This is a genomic window from Pseudomonas sp. MS01C9, assembly GCF_058202755.1.
This window is the reverse complement of the sequence record NZ_CM177073.1, coordinates 2,928,357-2,953,391: the sequence shown is the minus strand read 5'-3', so window position 1 is coordinate 2,953,391 and position 25,035 is coordinate 2,928,357. Positions and strand designations below refer to the sequence as shown.

The 25,035-nt window shown below is 64.4% G+C and carries 22 protein-coding genes; 18 read left to right on the top strand and 4 right to left on the bottom strand.

Going from position 1 to position 25,035, the window contains the following annotated elements:
- The first annotated feature begins 3 nt into the window (after positions 1-3).
- From AC1M7R_RS13495 to AC1M7R_RS13415, 17 genes are all read left to right on the top strand, one after another.
- The gene (locus AC1M7R_RS13495; protein WP_030140951.1) at positions 4-258 is read left to right on the top strand and encodes an acyl carrier protein; all 255 of its coding nucleotides are present in this window, start codon (positions 4-6) and stop codon (positions 256-258) included.
- A complete protein-coding gene (locus tag AC1M7R_RS13490) occupies positions 255-800 on the top strand; it encodes a COG4648 family protein (protein WP_072398007.1) in 546 nt (181 codons plus the stop codon). The genes AC1M7R_RS13495 and AC1M7R_RS13490 overlap by 4 nt, the downstream gene beginning before the upstream one ends.
- Positions 797-2,476, top strand: a complete 1,680-nt coding sequence (locus tag AC1M7R_RS13485) for an acyl-CoA synthetase family protein (RefSeq protein ID WP_072398006.1) — start codon at positions 797-799, stop codon at positions 2,474-2,476. Before AC1M7R_RS13490 ends, AC1M7R_RS13485 begins: the two co-directional genes overlap by 4 nt.
- A gap of 170 nt (positions 2,477-2,646) precedes the next feature.
- Positions 2,647-3,381, top strand: coding sequence for a glycosyltransferase family 2 protein (locus AC1M7R_RS13480; RefSeq protein WP_072398005.1), 735 nt, complete (start codon positions 2,647-2,649; stop codon positions 3,379-3,381).
- Positions 3,378-4,316, top strand: a complete 939-nt coding sequence (locus tag AC1M7R_RS13475) for a lysophospholipid acyltransferase family protein (RefSeq protein ID WP_072398004.1) — start codon at positions 3,378-3,380, stop codon at positions 4,314-4,316. Before AC1M7R_RS13480 ends, AC1M7R_RS13475 begins: the two co-directional genes overlap by 4 nt.
- Positions 4,297-5,841, top strand: coding sequence for an HAL/PAL/TAL family ammonia-lyase (locus AC1M7R_RS13470; RefSeq protein ID WP_072459085.1), 1,545 nt, complete (start codon positions 4,297-4,299; stop codon positions 5,839-5,841). Before AC1M7R_RS13475 ends, AC1M7R_RS13470 begins: the two co-directional genes overlap by 20 nt.
- Positions 5,834-6,259 carry an acyl-CoA thioesterase gene (locus tag AC1M7R_RS13465; RefSeq protein WP_072431655.1) on the top strand — a complete coding sequence of 142 codons (426 nt, stop codon included), beginning with the start codon at positions 5,834-5,836 and terminating at the stop codon, positions 6,257-6,259. Before AC1M7R_RS13470 ends, AC1M7R_RS13465 begins: the two co-directional genes overlap by 8 nt.
- Positions 6,256-6,849 carry an outer membrane lipoprotein carrier protein LolA gene (locus AC1M7R_RS13460; protein WP_072398001.1) on the top strand — a complete coding sequence of 198 codons (594 nt, stop codon included), beginning with the start codon at positions 6,256-6,258 and terminating at the stop codon, positions 6,847-6,849. Before AC1M7R_RS13465 ends, AC1M7R_RS13460 begins: the two co-directional genes overlap by 4 nt.
- On the top strand, positions 6,833-9,166 hold the full coding sequence (locus tag AC1M7R_RS13455) for an MMPL family transporter (protein ID WP_490610456.1): 2,334 nt from the start codon (positions 6,833-6,835) through the stop codon (positions 9,164-9,166). The genes AC1M7R_RS13460 and AC1M7R_RS13455 overlap by 17 nt, the downstream gene beginning before the upstream one ends.
- 39 nt (positions 9,167-9,205) lie before the next feature.
- The gene (locus tag AC1M7R_RS13450; protein WP_072397999.1) at positions 9,206-10,453 is read left to right on the top strand and encodes an NAD(P)/FAD-dependent oxidoreductase; all 1,248 of its coding nucleotides are present in this window, start codon (positions 9,206-9,208) and stop codon (positions 10,451-10,453) included.
- 10 nt (positions 10,454-10,463) lie between these two features.
- Positions 10,464-11,192, top strand: coding sequence for a class I SAM-dependent methyltransferase (locus AC1M7R_RS13445; protein WP_103894352.1), 729 nt, complete (start codon positions 10,464-10,466; stop codon positions 11,190-11,192).
- The gene (locus AC1M7R_RS13440; protein ID WP_371128616.1) at positions 11,192-11,695 is read left to right on the top strand and encodes a DUF3261 domain-containing protein; all 504 of its coding nucleotides are present in this window, start codon (positions 11,192-11,194) and stop codon (positions 11,693-11,695) included. Before AC1M7R_RS13445 ends, AC1M7R_RS13440 begins: the two co-directional genes overlap by 1 nt.
- Complete coding sequence (locus AC1M7R_RS13435; protein ID WP_072397997.1) at positions 11,692-12,888, top strand: beta-ketoacyl-[acyl-carrier-protein] synthase family protein; 1,197 nt, start codon at positions 11,692-11,694, stop codon at positions 12,886-12,888. The genes AC1M7R_RS13440 and AC1M7R_RS13435 overlap by 4 nt, the downstream gene beginning before the upstream one ends.
- Positions 12,885-13,352, top strand: coding sequence for a hotdog family protein (locus tag AC1M7R_RS13430; protein ID WP_072397996.1), 468 nt, complete (start codon positions 12,885-12,887; stop codon positions 13,350-13,352). The genes AC1M7R_RS13435 and AC1M7R_RS13430 overlap by 4 nt, the downstream gene beginning before the upstream one ends.
- Entirely contained in the window at positions 13,349-14,077 is a 729-nt protein-coding gene (gene fabG, locus AC1M7R_RS13425) for a 3-oxoacyl-ACP reductase FabG (RefSeq protein ID WP_072397995.1), read from the top strand. The genes AC1M7R_RS13430 and fabG overlap by 4 nt, the downstream gene beginning before the upstream one ends.
- A complete protein-coding gene (locus tag AC1M7R_RS13420; RefSeq protein ID WP_123596327.1) occupies positions 14,077-15,303 on the top strand; it encodes a beta-ketoacyl-ACP synthase in 1,227 nt (408 codons plus the stop codon). Before fabG ends, AC1M7R_RS13420 begins: the two co-directional genes overlap by 1 nt.
- A 196-nt stretch (positions 15,304-15,499) precedes the next feature.
- Positions 15,500-19,585 (top strand): dermonecrotic toxin domain-containing protein, encoded by a 4,086-nt coding sequence (locus AC1M7R_RS13415; protein ID WP_123596328.1) that lies wholly within the window; start codon positions 15,500-15,502, stop codon positions 19,583-19,585.
- A 102-nt stretch (positions 19,586-19,687) separates the two neighbouring features.
- Here the strand turns inward: AC1M7R_RS13415 and AC1M7R_RS13410 are convergent, their stop codons facing one another.
- On the bottom strand, positions 19,688-20,590 hold the full coding sequence (locus AC1M7R_RS13410) for a LysR family transcriptional regulator (protein ID WP_123596329.1): 903 nt from the start codon (positions 20,588-20,590) through the stop codon (positions 19,688-19,690).
- Between the two features lie 141 nt (positions 20,591-20,731).
- Here AC1M7R_RS13410 and AC1M7R_RS13405 point away from each other — a divergent pair, with 141 nt between their 5' ends.
- Positions 20,732-21,985, top strand: a complete 1,254-nt coding sequence (locus AC1M7R_RS13405) for an MFS transporter (RefSeq protein WP_432214369.1) — start codon at positions 20,732-20,734, stop codon at positions 21,983-21,985.
- Between the two features lie 36 nt (positions 21,986-22,021).
- Here AC1M7R_RS13405 and AC1M7R_RS13400 read toward each other — a convergent pair whose 3' ends face one another.
- The 3 genes from AC1M7R_RS13400 to AC1M7R_RS13390 all read right to left on the bottom strand — a co-directional run bounded on the left by AC1M7R_RS13400 (position 22,022) and on the right by AC1M7R_RS13390 (position 25,005).
- Positions 22,022-22,153, bottom strand: a complete 132-nt coding sequence (locus tag AC1M7R_RS13400) for a hypothetical protein (protein WP_256327883.1) — start codon at positions 22,151-22,153, stop codon at positions 22,022-22,024.
- A 113-nt stretch (positions 22,154-22,266) separates the two neighbouring features.
- Positions 22,267-23,334 carry a uroporphyrinogen decarboxylase gene (gene hemE / locus AC1M7R_RS13395; protein WP_490610455.1) on the bottom strand — a complete coding sequence of 356 codons (1,068 nt, stop codon included), beginning with the start codon at positions 23,332-23,334 and terminating at the stop codon, positions 22,267-22,269.
- A gap of 252 nt (positions 23,335-23,586) precedes the next feature.
- A complete protein-coding gene (locus tag AC1M7R_RS13390) occupies positions 23,587-25,005 on the bottom strand; it encodes an FAD-dependent oxidoreductase (RefSeq protein ID WP_047225960.1) in 1,419 nt (472 codons plus the stop codon).
- Between the last annotated feature and the right edge of the window lie 30 nt (positions 25,006-25,035).

The window sequence follows — 25,035 nt, the reverse complement described above, 5'->3', positions numbered from 1 at the left end:
ACCATGCAAACTCGTGATGACATCTTCAATACCCTGCGCGACGCCCTGGTGGAGCTCTTCGAGCTGGACCCGGAGCGGGTGACGCTGGAATCGAACCTGTACCAGGACCTGGAAATCGACAGCATCGACGCGGTCGACCTGATCGATCACATCAAGCGCCAGACCGGCAAGAAAATCGCCGCCGAAGAATTCAAGTCGGTGCGTACCGTCAACGACGTGGTCGAGGCGGTCTATCGACTGGTCCAACCGGCCGCATGAGCCGGTTGATTGGCCTCGGCCTGCTGTTGGCGGGCCTGCTCTACCCCTTTGCGGTGTATTTCGGCATGGAGCACTTCGCACCGTGGCAGTTCGGCCTGCTGCTGGGCAGCCTCTGGCTGGCCCGCGCGCTGCTCGGAAAAGGCGGCCCCGGCACGCTCTGGATGGCGGTCACGGCGATCGTGTTCTGCGCCTTGCTCGCCTTGTTCGACAGCCCGCTCCTGCTGCGCTGGTACCCGGTGCTGATCAGCGCCTTCATGCTCGGGCTGTTCGTCCTGAGCCTGAAGTACGGCCCGCCGATGATCGAACGCCTGGCCCGCCTGCGCGAGCCGCAACTGCCGCCCAAAGCGGTGGTGTATACCCGCCAGGTCACGGTGGCCTGGAGTGTGTTTTTCCTGTGTAACGGTTTGCTCGCCGCCGCCCTGACGCTCTGGGCGCCGCTGAGTTGGTGGATGTTGTACACCGGCCTGATTTCCTACGGACTGATGGGGCTGCTGTTTGCCATTGAATGGCTCATACGACAACGGGTAAGAGGCCGCCCATGAATTGGATAAAACTTGAGCAGATGCTGCTCGAGGCTCGACCGGAGCGCACCGTGGCAGTGGATCCGGTCATGGACCACTCGCAACTGCGCGATGAAGCCCTGCGCCTCGCCGCAGGACTGCAAGCCAAGGGGGTGCAGCGTCTGGCGGTGCACCTTGAAGACGCGGCGGACCTGGCTGTGGCCCTGCTCGGCGCCTGGCAGGCGGGCGTGCGGGTCCTGCTCCCCGCCGACCTGCAGGCGCAGACCCGCCAGCGCTGGGCGGCCGAAGTCGACTTGTGGCTGACCGACCAGCCCGGCGACACGCATCCCGGCGAGCTACGCTCTACGCCCCTGGCGCCTGTGGCACTGGACCTCGACCGATGCTGGCTGAGCCTGTGCACGTCCGGCTCCAGCGGCGAGCCCAAGCGCATCGAGAAAACCCTTCGGCAGTTGAGCCATGAAGTCATGGCCCTGGAGCAGTTGTGGGGCGCCGGCCTGGGGCCGGCCTGCATGATCGGCAGTGTCGCCGCCCAGCACATCTACGGCCTGCTGTTCCGGGTGTTGTGGCCGCTGTGCGCCGGGCGTCCGTTCGTACGCCGCCAGGTGGCCTTTCCGGAAGACCTGCAACGCGCCAGCCGCCAGCACCCGGCCTTCGCCTGGGTCGCCAGCCCGGCGCTGCTCAAGCGTATGGGCGATAACCTCGACTGGCCGGCCTTGAGCCATGTTCGCCGGGTGTTTTCCTCCGGCGGCGCCTTACCGGCCGATGCCGCCCATAGCCTGCAGCAACGCCTCGGGCAATGGCCCACAGAGATTTTCGGCAGCTCGGAAACCGGCGGTATCGCCTGGCGCCAGGGCGGCGGATTGTGGCAGCCCTTCACCGGCGTCGAGCTGACCCAGGCCGCCGATGGCGCCTTGCTGGTGTCCTCGCCTTATTTACCCCCCGGCCATGTGGAACATACCGCCGACGCGGCACGGATCGCCGACGATGGTCGCTTCGAACTCCTTGGGCGGCTGGACCGCATCGTCAAGCTGGAAGAAAAACGCATCTCCCTGCCCATGCTTGAACAAGCCCTGCTGACCCATGACTGGGTCAGCGAAGCGCGACTGGGGGTGGTACAGGAAAACCGCGCCTCCCTCGGCGCCCTGCTGGTGCTGAGTGAAACCGGCCTGCACGCCCTGCGCAACCTGGGCCGGCGTGCGCTCACCGACGCCCTGCGCCGGCACCTGGGCGAGCACTGCGAAACCCTCGCCCTGCCACGGCGCTGGCGCTGGCTGCGGCAGTTGCCACTCAACGCCCAGGGCAAACTGCCCCAGGCCGACGTCGAGGCACTGCTGGCGGCACCGCGCCCGAAAAACCCGGAGGTGCTGGAACAGATCCAAAGCGATGGCGAGTGGAGCCTGCAACTGGCGGTTCCGCCAGACCTGGCCTACTTCAGCGGCCACTTCCCCACCGCGCCGGTATTGCCTGGCGTGGTACAGGTCGATTGGGCGCTGGGCCTGGGCCGGCGCCTGCTGGACATGCCGCCGCGCTTCGTCGGCATGGAAGTGCTGAAATTCCAGCAATTGATACGCCCTGGCGATGAAGTCCAACTGCACCTGCGCTTCGACCGTGAACGCGGCAAGCTGTATTTCGCCTACCGCAATGACACAGCCACCTGTTCCAGTGGGCGGATCGTGCTGGGGGTGGCCGATGACTGACCACACCGCTGCACTCCTGTGGCGAGGCAGTTCACCCCCGCAGGGTTGCGCAGCAACCCCGAAGCCTGTGCAACGGCACAGACTGATGGCGAGCGCTTCCCACTCGAGCGGGGCGGTGCGACGTTTCGCCAGATCCCCTGGCCACGATAAACGGGCGGCAGATGAAAGATATGCATAACCCTTGCGCCGTCATCCCGGTCTACAACCACGAGACCGCCGTCTCGGCGGTGGTGCAGGCCTTGCTCGCCAATGACCTGCCCTGCGTCTTGGTGGACGACGCCAGCAGCCCGGCCTGCGCGGCCGTGCTGGAGCGGCTGGCCGAACACGAGCGTGTCCATCTGATCAGGCTCGCAGTCAACCAGGGCAAGGGCGGCGCGGTGATGACCGGCCTGCGGGAAGCCTCGCGCCTGGGGTTCAGCCATGCCTTGCAGGTCGACGCCGACGGCCAGCATGACCTGGGTGACGTGAAGACCTTCATCGATCAATCCCGTACCCACCCGGACGCCCTGATCTGCGGTTATCCGCAATACGATGCCAGCGTACCGAAAGGTCGTCTGTACGCCCGCTACCTCACTCATGTGATGGTCTGGATCAATAGCCTGTCCCTGCAGATCCGCGATTCGATGTGCGGCTTCAGGGTCTATCCCCTGGCTGCGACCCTGGCGCTGATCGGCTCGGCGAACATCGGCAAGCGCATGGACTTCGATTCGGACATCCTGGTGCGCCTGGCATGGCGCAATCAGCCGATGCGCTGGCTGCGCACCCGTGTCCACTACCCCCAGGACGGGGTCTCGCACTTTCGCCTGTTCCACGACAACGTGCTGATTACCCGCATGCACACCCGACTGTTCTTCGGCATGCTGGTGCGCCTGCCCGTGATTCTCTGGCGACGGTGGCGGACATGAGCGCCGACCAACAGCACTGGGCCGACCGCCAGGAGCGCGGCAGTTACTGGCTGATGAAGTTCACCGCGTTCGCTGCCCGGGTGCTGGGGCGCCGGCTGCTGAGCCCGCTGCTGTACGGCATCGTCCTGTACTTCTTCATCTTCGGCCGCAGCGCCCGCCATGCGGCGTGGCAGTACCAGCGGCGCCTGGCCGACTGGAGCGGCCGTGCCGAACTACGTCCGACCCATCGACGAGTCTTCGGGCAGTTCATGGCGTTTGCCGACTCCTTGCTGGACAAGCTCGACGTCTGGAACGGCAAATTGAGCATCGAGCAGATCGAAATCGTCGATACGGCGCTGCTGCGCAATCACCTGCGGGGCGAGCGCGGACAGATGCTGGTGGGGGCGCACCTGGGCAATCTGGAAATGTGCCGGGCCCTGGCCGAACTGGGCGAGAAAGTGACCATGAACGTGCTGGTGCACACCAAGCACGCCGAGCAGTTCAATCGCCTGCTGGGCGAGGCCGGCGCCACGCACCTGCGGCTGATCCAGGTCAGCGAGCTGGAGCCGTTGATCATGCTGCAACTGAGCGAACGCCTGGAGCGCGGCGAGTGGCTGGCGATTGCCGGCGACCGCATACCCTTGCACGGCGGGCGCAGCGTGACCGTGGATTTCATGGGCCATCCCGCCGCATTCCCCCAGGGCCCATGGCTGCTGGCCGGCCTGCTCAAATGTCCGGTCAACCTGCTGATGTGCCTCAAGCACGAGGGGCGCTATCGGGTCACCCTCGAACCCTTCGCCGAGGCCGTGGAATGGAAACGCAGCGACCGAGAACAAGTGATCGCCCATTGGGCCGGCCGCTATGCCGCACGCCTGGCGCAGTATTGCCTCCAGGCCCCGCAACAGTGGTTCAATTTCTACCCTTTCTGGAAGACCGATGACGATGCCCACTCTTGAACCGGTAACCTTTGGCGAACGCCCCTTGCGCATCGAGGACGTGCTGGCCCTGGCCAACCGTCAGGCGCCGACGCAACTTCAGGATGACCCGGCGTTCCGCCAGCGCATCGCCAAGGGCGCGCAGTTCCTCGACTCCTTGCTGGACAAGGAAGGCGTGATCTACGGCGTGACCACCGGCTACGGTGATTCTTGCGTGGTGGCCGTGCCGCTGCACCATGTCGAGGCCTTGCCGCGTCATCTGTACACCTTCCACGGCTGTGGCCTGGGCAAGCTGCTGGACGCCCAGGCCACCCGCGCAGTGCTGGCGGCACGCTTGCAGTCGCTGTGCCACGGCATGTCCGGGGTGCGGGTGGAGCTGCTGGAACGGCTCCAGGCCTTTCTCGAGCACGACATCCTGCCACTCATCCCGGAAGAAGGTTCGGTGGGCGCCAGCGGCGACCTGACGCCCCTGTCTTACGTCGCGGCCACGCTGTCGGGGGAACGGGACGTGCTGTTTCGCGGCGAGCGCCGCCTGGCGGCCGATGTGCATCGCGAACTGGGCTGGCCCCCGCTGGTGCTGCGGCCCAAGGAAGCCCTGGCGCTGATGAACGGCACCGCCGTGATGACCGGCCTGGCCTGCCTGGCCTTCGCCCGGGCCGACTACCTGCTGCAATTGGCGACCCGCATCACTGCGCTGAACGTCGTCGCCCTGCAAGGCAACCCCGAACATTTCGATGAGCGCCTGTTCGCTGCCAAGCCTCATCCGGGGCAAATGCAAGTGGCCGCGTGGCTGCGCAAGGACCTGGCGATCGACGCCCCCACCGCACCGTTGCACCGCCTTCAGGATCGTTACTCCCTGCGCTGCGCCCCTCATGTGCTCGGCGTACTGGCCGACAGCCTGGGCTGGCTGCGCTCGTTCATCGAAACCGAGCTCAACAGCGCCAACGACAATCCGATCATCGATGCCGAGGCCGAACGGGTCCTGCACGGTGGGCATTTCTACGGCGGACATATCGCCTTCGCCATGGACAGCCTGAAGAACCTGGTGGCCAACGTTGCCGACCTGCTGGACCGCCAGCTCGCCCTGTTAGTGGACGAGCGCTACAACCATGGCCTGCCGAGCAACCTGTCCGGCGCCAGCGCCGAGCGGGCGATGCTCAACCACGGCTTCAAGGCCGTGCAGATCGGTGCCAGCGCCTGGACTGCCGAAGCCTTGAAGAACACCCTGCCGGCCAGCGTGTTCTCACGCTCCACCGAATGCCACAACCAGGACAAGGTGAGCATGGGCACCATCGCCGCCCGGGACGCGATCCGCGTGCTGGAGCTGACCGAGCAGGTAGCCGCCGCGACGCTGCTGGCGGCCAACCAGGGCGTATGGCTGCGCAGCCGCAACGAAGACGCGCGGCCACTGCCGCCGGCTCTGGCCGCCATGCACGCCGAACTGGCCGGGGATTTCGCGCCGGTCATCGAAGACCGGGCCCTGGAAAGCGAACTGCGCCTGTGCCTGCAACGCATCGCCGAACGGCACTGGAGGCTGCATGCGTAGCCAGGGAGTGCTGCACGTCGACACCCAGGTGGTGGTGCCGTTTTTCGATGTCGATTCGATGAACGTGGTCTGGCATGGCCATTACGTCAAGTACCTGGAAGTGGCCCGCTGCGCCCTGCTCGACCTGATCGGCCACAACTACAACGACATGCTCGCCTCCGGCTATGCATGGCCGGTGATCGACCTGCAACTGCGCTATGTGCGCAGCGCCGTGTTCGGCCAGGCCCTGAGCGTGCGCGCCAGCCTGGTGGAATGGGAGAACCGCCTGAAGATCAATTACCTGATCAGCGACGTGGAAACCGGCGAGCGCCTGACCCGCGCCAGTTCTGTGCAAGTGGCCGTGGACATCGCGACCCGTGAAATGCTGCTGGCCTCGCCCCGGGTCTTCGTCGAAGCCGTCGAAAGGAAATTGCCATGAAACGCCTGTACCTGGGACTGTTGCTCTGGGGCCTGGCGTCCCTGGCCCAGGCCTTCGACCTGCAGCGACTGAGCGAACAACTGGCCCGCCCGGAAGTCATCCACGGCCAGTTCATCCAGGAGAAGCATCTGCGCGCCTTGCCCCAGCCCCTCATCAGCAAGGGGCATTTCGTGCTGGCGCAGAAGCACGGCCTGCTGTGGCTACTGCGAACCCCGCTGCAACAGGACTACCGGATCACCGCCCGAGGCATCGCCCGACGAGACGGCGACACCTGGCAAATGCTGCCGAACAAGAGCGAAGGCGCCGAACAGAATCGCTTGTTCATGGCCGTGCTGCAGGGAGACAGCAGCGGCCTGCAACGGGATTTCGAATTGAGCCTGACGGGCACCGCGCAACAGTGGACACTCAAGTTGGTTCCGCGCTCGGTACTGCTCAAGCAGATCTTCACCCGGATCGACATCGAGGGCGGCGAGCTGGTGCGGCGCATCGAGCTGCTGGAAACCCAGGGCGACAGCACCGTGCTGCGGATGCAAGACAGCACCAGTGCACAGCCCCTGAGCGAAGCGGAGCAACATGACTTTGCCGAGTGAACGCAAGCTGCCCTGGCTGTTCCTGGCCTTGCTCCTGGCGGTGCTGGCGCTGGCCGGCTGGCAGTGGCGCAACGGCGCGCCGTTGTCGGCCAATCTCATGGAACTGGTGCCGGGCACCACGCCCGATGCCCTGGAGCTCATCGCCGAGCGACGCATGCAGGAACCGTTGAACCGCGAGGTACTGGTGCTGGTGGGCCATCACGACCGCCAGCAGGCCATCGCGCTGGCGCAAACCCTCGGTCAGCAATGGCAGGCCAGTGGACTGTTCGACAAGGTCCAATGGACGCTGCAAGCCGATCTGTCGGCATTGCGCACGCAGTTGCTCAACGGACGGCTGGCGATGCTGTCGGCCACGGACCGCCAGCAGTTGATCGACCATCCCCAGGCATTCATCCAGCAACGGGTACAAGCCTTGTTCGATCCGTTCAGCGGCTTCAGCCTGGTACCCAGCCAGGACGACTGGCTGGGACTGACCGGACGCATCCAGAACAGCCAGCCGCAACACGGCGCAGTAACGCTGGATGTGATCAGCGGTGCACTGATCGCCGAAGCCGACGGCAAGCACTGGGTGCTGCTGCGGGCCCGAACCCATGGCGACGCCTTCGACATGAACCTGCCGCTGCAAGTGGCGCAGCTGTTGCAGCGCAGCCGCGACCAGGCGAGCCAGGCCCAGGGGCAGTTGCTGGCTGCCAGTGGCCTGCTCTATGCGGCCAACGGGCAGCAGCAAGCCTCGCGTGAAATCACCTGGGTCGGCGGTGGCGCGACGGTGGGCATCCTGTTGCTGCTGTTGCTGGCTTTCCGAAACCTGCGGGTGTGGCTGGCGTTCGTGCCCGTGCTGGTGGGCATGCTGTTCGGCGCGGTGGCCTGCGTGGCCCTGTTCGGACGCATACACGTCATGACTTTGGTGCTGGGCTCCAGCCTGATCGGCGTAGCGGTGGACTACCCGTTGCACTACCTGTCCAAGAGCTGGAGTCTCAAGCCGTGGCACAGCTGGCCCGCCCTGCGCCTGACCCTGCCCGGGCTGAGCCTGAGCCTGGCGACCACCTGCATCGGCTACCTCGCCTTGGCCTGGACACCTTTCCCGGCGCTGACCCAGATCGCGATCTTCTCCGCCGCCGGGCTGGCCGGAGCCTATCTCGCGGCGGTCTGCCTGCTGCCGGCACTGCTCAACGGCGCCGAACTGCGTCCGGCCCAGTGGCCGCTGCGGCTCTGCGAACACCTGCTCCAGGCCCGCGCAGCGCTGCTGGCGCGGGTCTGTACGCCCATCCTGCTGGTGCTGCTGTTGATCTTCTGCGCCGGCGGCCTCTGGCACCTGAGCACCAAGAACGACATCCGCCAGTGGATCGGCACGCCCCAACACCTGACGGACGAAGCCCAGGTGATCGCCCGGATCACCGGTTTCCAGCCGACCAGCCAGTTCTTCCTGATCCGCGCCGACGACCAGGCCCAATTGCTGGAACGCCAGACCGCGCTCAACGAGCGCCTGGACCAGTTGATTGGTCTGAACAAACTCCAGGGCTACCTGTCGCTGAACCAGTTGGTCAGCCCTCCCGCCGAACAGCAGAAGGTGCGCGAAGCCCTGGCCCGATTGCCGGCGTTCTGGCAGCCGTTGCTGGACCTGGGCGTACCGGTCAGCGCGTTGCAGGCGGAACTCGCGCAATTGCAGGCCCTGCCCGTTACCGACATAGACGCTGCACTCACCGGGCCGCTGGCCGAACCGTATCGCACGCTCTGGCTCGGGCCGACAGCGCAAGGCGTGGCCGCGGTGGTCAGCCTGCAGGGCTTGAACGATGCGGCGCTGCTGCGGGTGCAAGCGGTGGACCTGCCCGGCGTGCACCTGGTAGACCGCCTGGGCGATCTGAACCGGGTCTTCGCCGCCACGCAAATCAGTGCCGCCGAGTTGAAGCTGGCGTCCTGTGTGCTGATCGTCCTGCTGCTGATCTGGCCGTTCGGCGTCGGCGCGGCCCTGCGCATCGTCGCCCTGCCGCTGCTGGCCGCGATGTGCAGCCTGGCGAGCCTGGGCTGGCTCGGCCAGCCGTTGACCCTGTTCAGCCTGTTCGGCCTGCTACTGGTGACCGCCATCGGCGTCGACTACGCGATCCTGATGCGCGAACGGATCGGCGGGGCCGCAGTGAGCCTGCTGGGTACCCTGCTGGCGGCAGTCACCACCTGGCTGTCGTTCGGCCTGCTGGCGCTTTCCAGCACACCGGCGGTGAGCAACTTCGGCCTGGCGGTAAGCCTGGGGCTGGCGTTCAGTTTCCTGCTGGCGCCCTGGGCCGGACACCATGAGCCCCCCGAGGCGGAGCCTGCCCCATGACCCATTCCCTGAACCTCATCGCCCCGGCAAGGAGTGCACATGCCTACGATTGAAATGGAACGGCGCCAGGTCGTCGTCATCGGCGCCGGCCCCTCCGGCGCCATCGCCGCCGCGTTGCTCAAGCGCAAGGGGCACGACGTGCTGGTCATCGAGCGCCAGCACTTCCCGCGGTTCTCCATCGGCGAGAGCCTGTTGTCCCACTGCCTGGATTTCGTCGAAGAGGCGGGCATGCTCGAAGCGGTGAACGCTGCCGGGTTCCAGCGCAAGAACGGTGCCGCCTTCGCCTGGGGCGAGCGCTACAGCGCCTTCGATTTCGGCGATACCTTCAGCGCCGGCAAGCCCACCACATTCCAGGTCCAGCGCGCCGATTTCGATAAGCTGCTGGCCGACCAGGCCGCGTTGCAAGGCGTAGAGATCCGTTATGGCGAAACCATCGCCAGCGCTGACTTCAGCCTGCCCAGCCCACAGTTGGGCGTGCAGCGCGAGGACGGCAGCCAATACCGGGTCGAGGCGCAGTTCGTGCTCGATGCCAGTGGCTATGGCCGGGTCCTGCCGCGCCTGTTGGACCTGGAGGCACCGTCGAACTTCCCGCTGCGCCAGGCCGTGTTCACCCATATCGAGGATCGCATCGACAACCCGGCCTTCGACCGGGAGAAGATCCTGATCACCACGCACCCGAGCAAACGCGACGTGTGGTTCTGGACCATCCCGTTCAGCGACGGTCGCTGCTCGGTGGGCGTGGTCGCGGCGGCGGAGCACTTCGCCGGTGGCACCGACGACCTCGACGCCTGCCTGCGTGGTTTCATCGACGACACCCCAAGCCTGGCCGGCGTCCTGCAGGATGCCGTGTGGGACACTCCGGCGCGGACCATCGGCGGGTACTCGGCCAACGTCAAGACGCTGCACGGGCCTGGCTTTGCCCTGCTGGGCAATGCCGCGGAATTCCTCGACCCGGTGTTTTCCTCCGGCGTGACCATCGCCATGCGTTCGGCGAGCATGGCCGCCGGCGTGCTCCATCGCCAGTTGCAGGGCGAAAGCGTGGACTGGCAGGGCGAATTCGCCGAACCGCTCAAGCGTGGCGTCGATACCTTCCGTTGCTACGTGGAAGGCTGGTACGCCGGCACCTTCCAGGACGTGATCTTCTACACCGACGGCTCGGCCGACATCCGCCGCATGATCAGCTCGATCCTGGCCGGCTACGCCTGGGACCAGAGCAACCCCTTCGTCAGCGAACCCAAGCGACGCCTGCGCATGCTTTCGGAAATCTGCGCGAGCACGGCACCATGAGCCAGCGGCCATGAGCTACCTGAGCGACAGCTACGTCCAGGAGACCCATTTCGGCTTCTGGTTCCTGCGCAGCCACACCTGGCAGCACCATGTGCTGCGAGTGGCGATCAACGACCTGCGCAGCCTGTTCGACACAGCGGTTCCGGCCAGTCCGGTGCTGCTGGATGCCGGCTGCGGCCAGGGCAAATCGTTCCAGTACCTGCGCCAGGTGTTCGCGCCGCAACGCTTGATCGGCGTGGATGCCGATCCCCACAGCCTGGCATTGAGCGCCGAAGAGGCTGAACGCCAGGGCATGACCGTGGAACTGATCGGCAGCGACTGCGCGGTGCTGGCCGTGCCGGATGCCAGTGTCGACCTGTTGTTCTGCCACCAGACCTTTCATCACCTGGTGGAGCAGGAAAAAGCCCTCGCCGAGTTCTACCGCGTGCTCAAGCCGGGTGGCTACCTGATGTTCGCCGAATCCACCAAGGCCTATATCGATACCTGGGTGATCCGCTGGTTGTTCCGCCACCCCATGCACGTTCAGAAAAGTGCCGCCCAGTATCTGGAAATGATCCGTCTCCAGGGTTTCCGGTTCGAGGCGCGCAACGTGTCCTATCCTTACCTGTGGTGGAGTCGCGCCAGGGATTTCGGCCTGCTGGAACGGTTTGGCCTGCGCCGTCCCCGGCCGTTCGGCCAGCGAGAGGAAACCCTGGTCAACGTGGTGGCCCGCAAGCCATTCGAAGAGGTTGCCGGATGATGCGTTCGCCACTGCTCAACAGCCTGCTCCTTGGCTGTCTCTTGCTGCTCGGCGCCTGCGCCAGCCGCACGCCACTGCCCGAGCACGCGCCGACCCTGGTGCTGCCGCTGCAATTGCACATCGAACGCCAACTGGCCGGGCAGCGCCAGGACTGGCTGCTGGTGATCCAGCGCGAAGGCGCCGGCATCCGCTGGTCGATGATGGACCCGCTGGGCATTCCCCTGGCCCGGCAGCGCCTGGTGGATGGCCAGTGGCAGGCCGACGGCCTGTTGCCGCCCAATGCCGAAGCCCGGGAGCTGTTCGCCGCGCTGCTGTTCGCCCTGACGCCGGACGCCGAGCTGCCGGATAACTACCCCACCGCCAGACAGCAGGCACAACCGCAACGGCAGCGAGCCCTGGATTCCCGCTGGCAGGTGCGCTACAAGCAGGCGCTGGATTTCGAACTGAGCCTGTCCCAAGGCCTGCGCTACCGCATTAAACCGTTGAGCGAGACCACCCCATGACCGCCTATTTGAATGCCCTCGGGGTGATCTGCGCCCTGGGCCGCGATAAACGCAGCGTCGCGCGCAACCTGTTTGCCGGCGACTGCTCGGGCCTGCGCATCGAGCACGGCTGGGTGGCCGAACGCGCTTTGCCCGTGGCGGCGGTGGCCGGTGAACTGACCCCCATCCCGGAAACGCTGGCCGCCCACGGCAGTCGCAACAACCAGCTGCTGCTGGAGGCGGCGCTGCAGATTCGTCCCGAAATCGACCGGGCGATCCAGGCCCATGGTCGCGCCCGCATCGGCATTGTCCTGGGCACCAGCACCTCGGGTATCGATGAAGCCAGCCGAGGCATCGCCCATTACCTGCGCGAGCAGCATTTTCCCGACGGTTACGATTACCAGCAGCAGGAGCTCAGCGCGCCGGCCAATTTCCTGTCCGACTGGCTCGGCCTGTGCGGCCCGTCCTACGCGATTTCCACCGCCTGCACCTCCAGTGCCCGCGCCCTGATGAGTGCCCGACGCCTGCTCGACCTGGGCCTGTGCGACGCGGTGCTTTGCGGCGGCGTGGACAGCCTGTGCAAACTGACACTCAACGGCTTTTCGGCGCTGGAAGCGGTGTCCAGCGAACGCTGCAACCCCTTTTCGGTGAACCGCAACGGCATCAACATCGGCGAAGCGGCGGTGCTGTTCCTGATGAGCAGGGCACCTGGCGACGGACCGCCGATCGCCTTGCTCGGCGACGGGGCCAGCTCCGACGCCCATCATATTTCCGCCCCCGAGCCCAGCGGTCGCGGCGCCCGCCAGGCCATGGAGAAGGCCCTGCACTGCGCCGGCCTTGTCGCCAGCCAGATCGACTACCTGAACCTGCACGGTACCGCCACGCAACACAACGACGCCATGGAAAGCCTGGCCGTCGCCGGGCTGTTTCCAGCGGGTGTCCCCTGCTCGTCCACCAAACCCATGACCGGCCATACCCTCGGCGCGGCCGGAGCGCTGGAAGCGGCATTCTGCTGGCTGAGCCTGAGCGCCGAAAATCCCAACCTGACCCTGCCGCCACACATCTGGGACGGCCAGGCCGATCCTGAATTGCCGACACTGAACTGGACCGGCATCGACAGCCACCTGAAGGCGACTTCGCCCCGTCGCCTGATGAGCAACTCGTTCGCCTTCGGTGGCAACAACGTCAGCCTGATTATCGGAGACGCCCCATGATCGATTGGCCGCCCGCCGAACTGCTGCCCCACGCAGGCGACATGATTCTCATCGACCGCATCGTGGCGTTCGACGATGAACAGATCCATACCCATGCCACCGTCAAGGCCGGCGGGCCGTTCAGCCGCGACGACGGTGGACTGCCGGCCTGGGTCGGCATCGAGCTGATGGCCCAGAGCGTCGCGGCGTTCGCCGGCTGCCATGCGCGCCAGCGTGGCGATGCCGTGGAGCTGGGCTTTCTGCTCGGCACCCGCAAGTTCGAATGCAACGTCGAATATTTTCCAGTCGGCACCGAACTGGCCATCCATGGCCTGCGCTCCCTGGAAGACGACAACGGCATGGGCGTATTCGAGTGCCACATCGACGCACCCGGCATCCATGCCACGGCCCGGCTGAATGTGTTCCGCCCGCCCCAATCCGCCCACTATCTCCATGAACCGTCCGCAACAGGAAACCAGCCATGACTGAATCCGTACTGGTCACCGGCTCCAGCCGTGGCATCGGCCGCGCCATCGCCCTGCGCCTGGCCCAGGCAGGCCATGACATCGTGCTGCACTGCCGCAGCGGTCGCGCCGAGGCCGACGCCGTCCAGAACGAAATCCAGGCCCTGGGCCGTAATGCCCGGGTGCTGCAATTCGACGTATCCGACCGTGCCGCCTGCAAAGCCATCCTTGAGGCCGATGTCGAGGCCCACGGCGCCTATTACGGGGTGGTGCTCAACGCCGGCCTGACCCGCGACGGCGCGTTCCCGGCCCTGAGCGAAGAAGACTGGGACAGCGTGATGCGCACCAACCTCGACGGTTTCTACAACGTGCTGCACCCGGTGATGATGCCGATGATCCGTCGCCGCGCCGCCGGACGGATCGTCTGCATCACCTCGGTCTCGGGCTTGATCGGCAACCGCGGCCAAGTCAACTACAGCGCCTCGAAGGCCGGACTGATCGGGGCGGCCAAGGCGTTGGCAATCGAGTTGGGCAAGCGCAGGATCACCGTCAACTGCGTCGCCCCTGGCCTGATCGATACCGCCATGCTCGATGAAAACGTGCCCGTGGAAGAACTGATGAAAATGATCCCCGCCCAGCGCATGGGCACCCCGGAAGAAGTGGCCGGCGCGGTGAACTTCCTGATGTCCGCCGAGGCCGGCTACATCACCCGGCAGGTCCTGTCCGTCAACGGAGGCCTGTGCTGATGAAGCGCGTCGTCGTCACCGGCATGGCCGGCATCACCTCCCTGGGCAGCGACTGGGATACCATCGCCGCCAACTTCGCCGCCAACCGCAGCGGCATCCGGTACATGGACGAGTGGAACCGCTTCACTGAACTGAACACCCGCCTGGCCGGGCCCGTCGATGACTTCCAGGTCCCGGCCCACTGGACCCGCAAGCAACTGCGCAGCATGGGCCGGGTGTCACGCCTGGCGGTGGGCGCATCGGAACAGGCCCTGGCCGACGCCGGACTGCTGCACGATACCTCGATCCGGGACGGGCGCATGGGCGTGGCCTGCGGCTCGTCCACCGGCAGTACCGACGAGATCAAGGCGTTCGGCAACATGCTGCTCAATTCCGTGGCCGAGGGGCTGAACGCCAACTCCTACGTACGGATGATGCCCCACACCACAGCGGCCAATATCAGCATCTTCTTCGGCCTCACCGGGCGGCTGATCCCTACGTCCAGCGCCTGCACCAGCGGCAGCCAGGGCATCGGCTACGCCTATGAGTCGATCAAGTTCGGGCGCTTGCCGATGATGCTGGCCGGCGGCGCGGAAGAACTGTGCCCGACCGAAGCGATGGTCTTCGACGCCCTCTACGCCACCAGCCTGAAGAACGATGCGCCCCAAAGCAGCCCACGCCCCTACGACAAGGGCCGCGACGGCCTGGTCATCGGCGAAGGTGCCGGCATGCTGGTTCTCGAGGAACTGGAACATGCCCTGGCCCGTGGCGCGCGGATCCATGCCGAAGTCGTAGGCTTTGGCAGCAACGCCGACGGCCAGCACACCACCCGCCCCGAGCAGACCACCATGCGCCGAGCCATGGAACTGGCCCTGGAAGACGCCGGCCTCGCACCGGCCGCCATCGGCTACGTCAACGGTCACGGCACTGCCACCGAACAGGGCGACATCGCCGAAACCCTGGCCACCAGCAGCCTGTTCGGCGAACACATGCCCATCAGCTCGCAGAAAAGCTTCCTCGGCCATACCCTGGGTGCGTGCGGAGCGCTGGAGTCCTGGTTCAGCATCGAAATGATGAACCGCGACCGCTACGTGCACACCTTCAACCTCGACGAAGTCGACCCTCAATGCGGCAAGCTCGATTACCTGCGCAATGAGTTCCGCTCGATGAGCAACGAGTACGTGATGAACAACAACTTTGCCTTTGGCGGGGTCAACACCTCACTGATCTTCCGTCGCTGGCGTTGACGCGGTTTCTTCTCACGCAGACCTTTCACCCTGGGGCGAGCCTGCTCGCGCCCAGGGGGCTCGCAAGCTTGATGGGCTGCATCACGCCCATCCTTTCGTACACCGCCCACGGCCATCAGGTGCGGTATCTATGTACCGCCCTCTCCCGGTGCTGCTCCACTAGGTTGTCCTTCCGAAAACTGCTCAGGAAGAGACCATGCCGGACAACCACCCGCCCACACCGTCTTTCAACCCGCCCCAGGCCAATGGCACCGCACTGACCACCCAGCTCGAGGCGTCGCAACAGCGGATGATCCGCCTGAACGATGCCATTCCAAGGGCATCGCAGATCGCGACGCGGCACCTGGACGACTGGTTCAAACGCACCTTTCCCGCCATCGCGGACACGGTCGATGTAAAAGAGCTGGCCCTGTACACATGGCGAGACGAGGCCATCCCCCCCGCACAACGCAACAGCGACGGACCGGCGACGCGCAGGGTGACGGACACGGTGGCCCTCGACACGCTGCTCTGGCGGGCAATCGCCGGCAGGGTCGATACACAGGCGTTTTTCGTCGAACTGGACAACGTCGACGTCATCGCGAACCAGGGCGAAACCACCCAGATGCCCGTGGCACTGAACACCCGCATCGCAAAGGAAGAAATCAAGCGCTTGAGCGACACCCTGGCGGAATCGTTCGCAGAGCTTCTGGCGCAGGCACTGGACGACTTCTGGGATGGATCCACCGAGTTCACCCAGGAACGCCACGTCAGCGACTGGCTGGCAATGGAGTTCGGTGTGCAGCTAAAGGCCCAGGCCGATCTTCATCATCTGGACGGAACGTTGAGCCCGCAGATGCACAAGGCAGTGGCCGACCTGGGGGTATCGGCCCCGGACGCGGCCTCTCGCGCCAGCATCACGGAGCGGCTGCGACCTGGCGTCCACGCCTTGGCGTTGACCCCCGAAGGCTGGGGATTCAGCGTACCGCTGACCTCCGCCATTGCGCTGACCCAGCACGACAGCCAAGACCATCCCGGACATGCACTGCTGTACAGCCCGGGCGAACCGCTGGAGATCTACCGGGACCTGGCCGCCCTGAAAGCCGGCCTGGCGCAGCACGATAACGCCGGGGACAGGGTGCACATTGCGCCCATGACGCAGAACTTCCTCGCTCATCTGGTCGCCGACCTGCGCACAACGCAAAAGGCGGCAGTGCATGACACCTTGCTGGACGGCCCGGCCGAAGACGAAAGACTCAGCGCGTGGGTGGCCAGGATCGATGCCGCGGCGAACATCGGGGACAGGCTGGACCTGGCCGCAGCCATGGACGAGCGCGAACTGCGGCTGAACCAGAAAAAACTGGACGACTGGTTGCACGGCAACCCGAACGCCACGGGCTCCGACCGCGTGGCCTGGTGGCGGGCGGTGCAGGACCTGCAGAAAACCCTGGACGACGTGTCGCCCCCTCCGGACCCGGTGACCCTGGCGACCCAGGACGCGCTCCAGGCGCGGATCCGCGAGCTGCTTGTCCGATTCGTCAAGGAAAAACACCCATCAGCCGACCCTGACCGGATCGTCCTGGGGATCCGCAAACAGATCCTCGATCCACACGCCCCGACGGGTGAATCGCCGTTTGGTTCTGGTATCTCACGCGACCCGGTGAAAGCCATCGTGGATGACCGGCGCTCCATGACGCAGTGGGCCATGTCCAACCTGACCCCGCAGGAACGCAATGCCACCCACGTTAGCGTGGAGGGGCCGCTGAGCTTCGCGCAGATCGTGGAGGTCATCGAGCGGGCGAACGTGGGCGCCCGTCTACCGGCCGAACTGCAACTGGCCGCACGTACTCGCCAGCCGCAATGGATGGCCGTCAAGGCGAAACAGATGCGGGCCCAGGCTTGGGCCGCCCATATCTCCGGCGACCTGAGGCACGACCGGGACAAGACCGGACTCAACCTGGTGCTGGCGGCACTGGACAGTCCGGCGCCGGAAGGGCGCAGAAAGGTCAATGGCCACGAGGTGGTGGTCCGGCAGGTCCAGTGGGGCGACAGCGTGCTGAAGGAAATCCTCGCGTTCGGCGTCAGGACACTGGCGAGTCGCCCCTCGCTGACGCTGTATACGCCCGGGGCACCAGACGGCAAGACGTTCAGGGACGTCGATGCCAACAGCGACCGAGAGCTGGAAGCCGCGCTGGTGCGGACACTCACGGCCACGCTGGACATGACCCGCTGGCTGATCTCGCAATTGCCCTTGCTCGAGCAAGCCGACCAGCTTGCCAGCCTGGTGCCGGCCTCGGAGAACCTGACGCTCAACGAGAAGATAAGGAAGATCACGCAACCGAGCTTCTCGTGGATAAGACACAGGGTCCTGGATGACTTTGCGTCGAATGTCTATTCGCCCGTGGTCAAGGCAGACCTGTTCAAGGCGCTGCACGAGACCCAGATAACCCATGCAATCAAGACCGCCGACTCGCTGACCGTAAGCAATGCCGAGCGCGACAGCACCGCGGCACAGGAAGGACGCAGAAAGGGTGTCGCGTTATTGACCGGCGCCATGGCCATGTTCTATGCCGGCCGCCTGGGCGGAGTACTGGGGCGCGCGATCCTGCCGACCATGGCCGGCGGCGCCGCGGTATCGGCGATCAAGGACGAGGGCGGCAGCTTCAGCCAGTGGGCAGGGGACTTTATCCACGGGCTGGGCGAGGTGTTGGCAGAGGCCGGACAGGACCTGATCATGGCCCGCGCGGCACACCGTCGCAGCAAGGAGCGCCCGAGGCTGTCGTCGCTTGCTCGAATGCCAGACCCGGAACTGGAGCCTTTTGTCCTGAAGGGTTTCAACGGCAAGGGGTTGGCGTCCGAAGGTCGTGACCGGTATCGGGATGCCGGCGGGCAGGGCTACCTGAAGCTGGGCAAGGACTATTGCAAGACCGCGATACAGGAAGGCGAGCAGATCATCTACGCGTCCAACAATCGGTCGAACCAGCGAAGGGTGGCCTGGAAAAACGGTCGCTGGCAACTCCAGGAACCGCTGCGACTGCTCGGCGGGGGAAACCTGCTGAGTCTGTTCAGCCGGACTCCCGAAACTGCGCAACGCAAAACCTGCAACGCCCTGGTCGAGGGGGTCCTGGTGGATCATCACTGGCCTTCGCGCAAGGTGGTCTCCATCGCGAGAAAGGTCATCTACTCGATGCCCGACGAACTGGCAGAGCGTATCCTGCGCGAGAGCATGAGCGACCTCGGCGTCGACAACATAGACACCTATCGCTCACGGATAGACGCCATAAACAAAGGACTGCGCAGCTTCACGCCACATAAGGTCCACCATGAAAACCTGCTGTACAAATACAACGTATGGCAAGCCGTCGATTACTGCACCCAGGACCTCCAGCCCCAAGGCCTGCAACTCAACTCGACCCAGAAAATCCGAATCTTCGACATGACACTGCCGCTCAGGCGCGAGCTTTTCGACAGTGAAGGCAATTTCAAGATGATGATGTCGTCCCTGCCCGACAACCTCACCGGCGCACTGTTCGTCACGATCATCCCCGAACAGGGCAAGAAGAAAGCCGCGATGACCAAGATACAGGCGGATATCCATGATGTGGTTGCCGCTGCCGAACAAAGAGTCTGGCGCGAGCTGGGGACCGACTTCCCCGGGGAAGGACCTGAAGTCGAGGCCGCCAAGAAAGAGTACAAGGAAACGCCTGAAAACCTTGCGCTGTACAAGAGCAAGAAGCTGCAGATCTTCAGGGAAGAAATGCAGAAACGACACAAGCCCGGGCTCCTGACGGAAATCCGCAACAACAGGATTCCTTATCTCATCATCAACAAGGGCAAATCACTGCGCAAAACGCTACTGGTGACCCAGGAGGACATCACGGATTTCAGCAGAAAACTTTCCAACTACGACGCCTTCGATATCGAGGTGGTGACCCAGGTCCCTTCGAAAAAAGTGCCTGGCAAGACCCCGACCACCAGCACGCCTGTAGCCCCGCCGCAAGCATCGCCGGTCAAGGACAGGTTCACCGTAAGCGCCAATACCCTGGCGGAAACACAGATGTCCTACAACAGCTTCCCCGACGCGGCCAAGACCAGGATCACGCAGATCATGGACGACATCCGCGCCGGCAGGGCCACCACCAAGAGAATCAACAGGTTCTACTGGTACGACATGGCCCAGCTCTCCCCCGGCGGCGGCAGAGGGGCCTGGCGCGCGGCGTTCGAACGCAAGGGTGATAGCTGGATACTCCAGGGCTTCTACGACTATCACGTCAATAAACCTGCGACGGTCTGGGAGGGCTGAGTAAAACTGACCGACCAAAGGCAAGCCCTGTGGACAGGGCTTGCTCGCGAACGAGGATGGTTTTGACCGCGTCACTTCCGGCCGAGAGGCTCCTGTCCGGCATCAGGAAACAGACAAAGCCCCCTCGTCGGTCAACAACGCCACGAACCCCTTGGCCATCGGCGAACGCTGGTCCTTGCGCTGTACCAGCCACACGGCCGACACCGCCGCGGGGTCGAGCAGCGGTCGATAGACCACGCCATCGATTCGCATCCGCTGGTAAGACGCCGGCAGCACCGAAACACCCAGCCCCGCCGCCACCAGGCCTATGATGGTCATGGCTTCCCCGGCCTCCTGGGCGAAATGCGGACTGAAGCCGGCGTCGCGAGCCAGGTTCAGGAGCTGCGCATACAGGCCGCTGCCGTAGCTGCGGGGAAAGAATACAAAGGGTTCATGGGCCAGCGCCGATAGAAACAGCCCCTCCTCATTGCCCTGGGCCAGTGGATGCTTGGCGCTGAGCACGGCCACCAGGGGTTCGCGGCTCAACTCGATGACACTCAGGGAGTCGGGCAGCGGCAACGGGCGCATGATGCCGACTTCGATCACCTCGTCCACCAGCGCATCGGCCACCTGGGTACTGCTCATTTCCCGCAGGTTCAGGTGCACGGCCGGAAATCGCTGGCGAAAGGAGAAGATCGCCTGGGGGATGGTGGAATTGAACGGCGCCGAGGAGGTGAACCCGATTTTCAACTCGCCCAGTTCCCCCTGCTGGGCGCGGCGGGCTACGTCAGCCGCCTTGTCGACCTGGGCCAGGACCCGTCGCGCCTCTTCCAGAAACAGCCGCCCGGCTTCGCTCAGTTCGACCCGACGATTGGTGCGCTCGAACAGACGCGCGCCGATCTCCTGTTCCAACGCCTGGATCTGCTGGCTCAAGGGAGGCTGGGAGATACCCAGCGCCAGCGCGGCACGGCCGAAATGAAGCTCCTCGGCGACGGCGATGAAGTAACGCAGATGACGCAATTCCATGGGCCTTCCAATAAGTCGTTCAACGTCTTAAACAGGTCGAACAATATATTGGATAGAAACATTAGCCGGCTATATGCTTTTTTCATTGCCTGCCTGGCCGTGCTTCCCCCGAGGTTCATCGTGAAAACTGCTGTCGCCCCCCTGGCCCATGAAATCCCTCCCCAGCCGGACAACGTCGCTGGGCAACTGGCGGACATCTACATCGAGAAAGGCACCTCGATGTTCATGCATACAGTCCTGGCGCTGTTCTGCGGCGGGTTCGCGACGTTCGCCCTGCTGTATTGCGTGCAGCCGATGATGCCGCTGTTGTCGGCGGAGTTTTCCATCAACGCCGCCCAGAGCAGCCTGATCCTGTCGGTGGCGACCGCCTTGCTCGCCATCGGCCTTTTGATCACCGGTCCGATCTCCGACCGCATCGGCCGCAAGCCGGTGATGGTCGCGGCGCTGTTCGCCGCGGCGTTGTGCACGATTGCCAGCGCCATGATGCCCACCTGGCAAGGCGTACTGGTACTGCGCGCCCTCGTGGGGCTGTCGTTGAGCGGACTGGCGGCCGTGGCCATGACCTACCTGAGCGAAGAAATCCATCCCAAGCACATCGGCCTGGCGATGGGCCTGTATATCGCCGGCAACGCCATCGGCGGCATGTCCGGACGGCTGATCGCCGGCGTACTGATCGACTTCGTCAGTTGGCACACCGCGATGCTGGTGATCGGCGGTCTCGCACTGATCGCCGCGGCGGTGTTCTGGAGGATTCTTCCCGAGTCGCGCAACTTCCGTCCGCGCTCGCTGCACCCACGCAGCCTGCTGGAAGGGTTCACCATGCACTTTCGCGATGCCGGGTTGCCACTGCTGTTTCTCGAAGCGTTCGTGTTGATGGGGGCGTTCGTGACGCTGTTCAACTACATCGGCTACCGCCTGCTGGCCGCGCCTTATCATCTGGACCAGGCGTTCGTCGGCTTGCTGTCGGTGGTGTACCTGTCGGGTATCTACAGTTCGGCCAAGGTCGGCTCGCTGGCCGACAAACTGGGTCGCCGCAAGATGCTCTGGGCGACCATTGCACTGATGCTGGCAGGCCTGGTGCTGACTCTGTTCACTCCGCTGTCCCTGGTGATCCTGGGCATGCTGGTGTTCACCTTCGGGTTCTTCGGTGCCCACTCCGTCGCCAGCAGCTGGATCGGTCGCCGGGCAACCAGAGCCAAGGGGCAGGCCTCATCGCTCTACCTGTTCAGCTACTACGCGGGTTCGAGTATCGCGGGCACGGCCGGTGGCGTGGCCTGGCACCTGGGTGGCTGGAACGGCATCGGATTGTTCATCGGGGCCTTGCTGGTGATTGCGTTGGGGGTGGCATTGAAACTGGCCAAGCTACCGGTGTTGCCGGGCAACATGCAGGTCTAGCCTGGAGATTGATCGAGCCCGGGCCTGCCGCCCGGGTCATTGCTGCATCGTCATCCGCGCCTCCAGGATTCCCTCGCGCACTTCCAGGCTCAGCGTCTGCAGGGTCGCACCATCCCGCTCGTGCCGATCCAGCCAGTCGAGCAGTCGATTGACATCGCCACTGGCCATCGTCGAGATCTTCGTTGATGCCGCCGAAGCGCTCTTATTCAAAGTGAATGATAAAGAGGCGAAAAAAAGCCTGCCTGGAACGAATCCCGGCAGGCTGGGTGAGCAGGCTTTGGTCAGCCGTGGTATTGCGCCGACAACTCATGCACGGCGCGCAGGAAAGCACCGGCGTGTTCCGGATCGACTTCCGGGGTGATGCCGTGACCCAGGTTGAATACGTGGCCGCTGCCCTTACCGTAGCTGGCCAGGATTCGACCAACCTCGGCACGAATGGCTTCAGGCTTGGCGTAGAGGACGGTCGGGTCCATGTTGCCTTGCAGGGCCACCTTGTCACCGACCCGCGCACGGGCGTTGCCGATATCGCAGGTCCAGTCCAGGCCCAGGGCATCGGCGCCCGCGTCGGCGATACTCTCCAGCCACAGGCCGCCATTCTTGGTGAACAGGATCACCGGTACCTGGCGCCCTTCATGTTCGCGAATCAGGCCGCTGACGATCTTGCGCATATAGGCCAGGGAGAACTCCTGGTAGGCCGCCGCCGACAGGTTGCCGCCCCAGGTGTCGAAGATCTGCACCGCCTGCGCCCCGGCCATGATCTGGCCATTGAGGTAGGAGGTGACCGACTGCGCCAGCTTGTCCAGCAGCAGGTGCATGGCTTGCGGGTTGTCGTAGAGCATCGCCTTGGTCTTGCGGAAGTCCTTGGACGAACCGCCTTCGACCATGTAGGTCGCCAGGGTCCAGGGGCTGCCGGAAAAACCGATCAACGGCACGCGACCGTTGAGCTCGCGGCGAATGGTGCTGACCGCATCCATGACGTAGCCCAGGTCCTTTTGCGGATCCGGGATCGGCAATGCCTCGATGTCGGCCAGGGAGCTGACGACTTTCTTGAAGCGTGGGCCTTCGCCGGTCTCGAAATACAGACCCTGGCCCATGGCGTCGGGGATGGTGAGGATGTCGGAGAACAGGATCGCCGCATCCAGCTGCGGGTAACGATCCAGGGGCTGCAGCGTGACCTCGCAAGCGAGTTGCGGGTTCATGCACAGGCTCATGAAATCGCCGGCCTTGGCGCGGCTGGCGCGGTACTCCGGCAGATAGCGACCGGCCTGGCGCATCATCCACACAGGGGTGACGTCTACGGGTTGCTTGAGCAGGGCGCGAAGGAAACGATCGTTCTTCAGGGCAGTCATGTCGGCATCCGGAAAAAAAGTGCGGGCATTTTCTCAGAGCGCGACGCAAAAGGCACGGCAAGAGCCGTGCCTTTTATCTATCGGGGCAATTTGTCGCGGTGTCATGCAATGTTCAGCAACACCAAAAAACAATTGTGGGAGCGAGCTTGCTCGCGATGAGGGCATCACATTCAACATGTTCGTTGACTGATCCACCGTTATCGCGAGCAAGCTCGCTCCCACATCTGATCGCACTCCAGCGTTAGGAAGTGATCAGACCCCCAGGTAATCCAGGATCCCTTCCGCCGCGTTGCGGCCTTCGAAGATCGCCGTCACCACCAGGTCGGAGCCTCGTACCATATCGCCGCCGGCGAAGATCTTCGGGTTGCTGGTCTGGTGCTTGTACTGGCCCTGCTCCGGAGCCACCACACGGCCCTGGCTGTCGGTCTGGATGCTGAACTGCTCGAACCATGGCGCCGGGCTCGGACGGAAACCGAAGGCGATGACCACGGCGTCGGCCGGGATGATCTCTTCGGAACCCGGGATCGGCTCGGGACTGCGACGACCACGGGCGTCTGGCTCGCCCAGACGGGTCTCGACCACCTTCACGCCTTCGACCTTGTCTTCACCGACAATGGCGATCGGCTGGCGGTTGTAGAGGAACTTCACCCCTTCTTCCTTGGCGTTCTTCACCTCTTTGCGCGAGCCGGGCATGTTGGCCTCGTCACGACGATAGGCACAGGTCACCGACTTGGCGCCCTGGCGGATCGAAGTCCGGTTGCAGTCCATCGCCGTGTCGCCACCGCCGAGCACCACGACCTTCTTGCCCTTCATGTCGACGAAATCTTCCGGCGACTTTTCAAAGCCCAGGTTGCGGTTGACGTTGGCGATCAGGAAATCCAGGGCGTCGTACACGCCGGGCAGGTCTTCGCCGGCAAAGCCACCCTTCATGTAGGTGTAGGTGCCCATGCCCATGAACACGGCATCGTATTCTTCGAGCAGTTGCTCCATGGTCACGTCCTTGCCCACCTCGGTGTTCAGGCGGAACTCGATGCCCATGCCGGTGAAGACTTCGCGACGATTGCTCAGCACGGTCTTTTCCAGCTTGAACTCGGGGATGCCAAAGGTCAGCAGGCCACCGATCTCCGGGTTCTTGTCGAATACCACCGGGGTCACGCCGCCGCGCACCAGCACGTCGGCACAGCCCAGGCCCGCCGGGCCGGCACCGATGATGGCGACCCGCTTGCCGGTCGGCTTGACCTTGGACATGTCCGGGCGCCAACCCATGGCGAACGCGGTGTCGGTGATGTACTTCTCCACCGAACCGATGGTCACCGCGCCGAAACCGTCGTTCAAGGTGCAGGCACCTTCACACAGGCGGTCCTGCGGGCACACCCGGCCACAGACTTCCGGCAGGGTGTTGGTCTGGTGGGACAGTTCGGCGGCCTGGAGGATGTTGCCCTCGGCCACCAGCTTCAACCAGTTGGGAATGAAGTTGTGCACCGGGCACTTCCATTCGCAGTACGGGTTACCGCACCCCAGGCAGCGGTGGGCCTGGTCGGCCGACTGCTGGGGTTTGAAGGGCTCGTAGATTTCCACGAACTCTTTCTTGCGTTGACGCAACAGTTTCTTCTTCGGATCCTTGCGCCCGACATCGATGAACTGGAAGTCGTTACTCAGACGTTCAGCCATTGTTAAAACCTCATCAAACTCTTCAGGCGC

Bases quoted from the DNA above. Each gene is read 5' to 3' on its own strand.
- AC1M7R_RS13495 (WP_030140951.1), top strand. From the start codon at position 4: ATGCAAACTCGTGATGACATCTTCAATACCCTGCGCGACGCCCTGGTG.
- AC1M7R_RS13490 (WP_072398007.1), top strand. From the start codon at position 255: ATGAGCCGGTTGATTGGCCTCGGCCTGCTGTTGGCGGGCCTGCTCTAC.
- AC1M7R_RS13485 (WP_072398006.1), top strand. From the start codon at position 797: ATGAATTGGATAAAACTTGAGCAGATGCTGCTCGAGGCTCGACCGGAG.
- AC1M7R_RS13480 (WP_072398005.1), top strand. From the start codon at position 2,647: ATGCATAACCCTTGCGCCGTCATCCCGGTCTACAACCACGAGACCGCC.
- AC1M7R_RS13475 (WP_072398004.1), top strand. From the start codon at position 3,378: ATGAGCGCCGACCAACAGCACTGGGCCGACCGCCAGGAGCGCGGCAGT.
- AC1M7R_RS13470 (WP_072459085.1), top strand. From the start codon at position 4,297: ATGACGATGCCCACTCTTGAACCGGTAACCTTTGGCGAACGCCCCTTG.
- AC1M7R_RS13465 (WP_072431655.1), top strand. From the start codon at position 5,834: ATGCGTAGCCAGGGAGTGCTGCACGTCGACACCCAGGTGGTGGTGCCG.
- AC1M7R_RS13460 (WP_072398001.1), top strand. From the start codon at position 6,256: ATGAAACGCCTGTACCTGGGACTGTTGCTCTGGGGCCTGGCGTCCCTG.
- AC1M7R_RS13455 (WP_490610456.1), top strand. From the start codon at position 6,833: ATGACTTTGCCGAGTGAACGCAAGCTGCCCTGGCTGTTCCTGGCCTTG.
- AC1M7R_RS13450 (WP_072397999.1), top strand. From the start codon at position 9,206: ATGCCTACGATTGAAATGGAACGGCGCCAGGTCGTCGTCATCGGCGCC.
- AC1M7R_RS13445 (WP_103894352.1), top strand. From the start codon at position 10,464: ATGAGCTACCTGAGCGACAGCTACGTCCAGGAGACCCATTTCGGCTTC.
- AC1M7R_RS13440 (WP_371128616.1), top strand. From the start codon at position 11,192: ATGCGTTCGCCACTGCTCAACAGCCTGCTCCTTGGCTGTCTCTTGCTG.
- AC1M7R_RS13435 (WP_072397997.1), top strand. From the start codon at position 11,692: ATGACCGCCTATTTGAATGCCCTCGGGGTGATCTGCGCCCTGGGCCGC.
- AC1M7R_RS13430 (WP_072397996.1), top strand. From the start codon at position 12,885: ATGATCGATTGGCCGCCCGCCGAACTGCTGCCCCACGCAGGCGACATG.
- fabG (WP_072397995.1), top strand. From the start codon at position 13,349: ATGACTGAATCCGTACTGGTCACCGGCTCCAGCCGTGGCATCGGCCGC.
- AC1M7R_RS13420 (WP_123596327.1), top strand. From the start codon at position 14,077: ATGAAGCGCGTCGTCGTCACCGGCATGGCCGGCATCACCTCCCTGGGC.
- AC1M7R_RS13415 (WP_123596328.1), top strand. From the start codon at position 15,500: ATGCCGGACAACCACCCGCCCACACCGTCTTTCAACCCGCCCCAGGCC.
- AC1M7R_RS13410 (WP_123596329.1), bottom strand. From the start codon at position 20,590: ATGGAATTGCGTCATCTGCGTTACTTCATCGCCGTCGCCGAGGAGCTT.
- AC1M7R_RS13400 (WP_256327883.1), bottom strand. From the start codon at position 22,153: ATGGCCAGTGGCGATGTCAATCGACTGCTCGACTGGCTGGATCGGCAC.
- hemE (WP_490610455.1), bottom strand. From the start codon at position 23,334: ATGACTGCCCTGAAGAACGATCGTTTCCTTCGCGCCCTGCTCAAGCAA.
- AC1M7R_RS13390 (WP_047225960.1), bottom strand. From the start codon at position 25,005: ATGGCTGAACGTCTGAGTAACGACTTCCAGTTCATCGATGTCGGGCGC.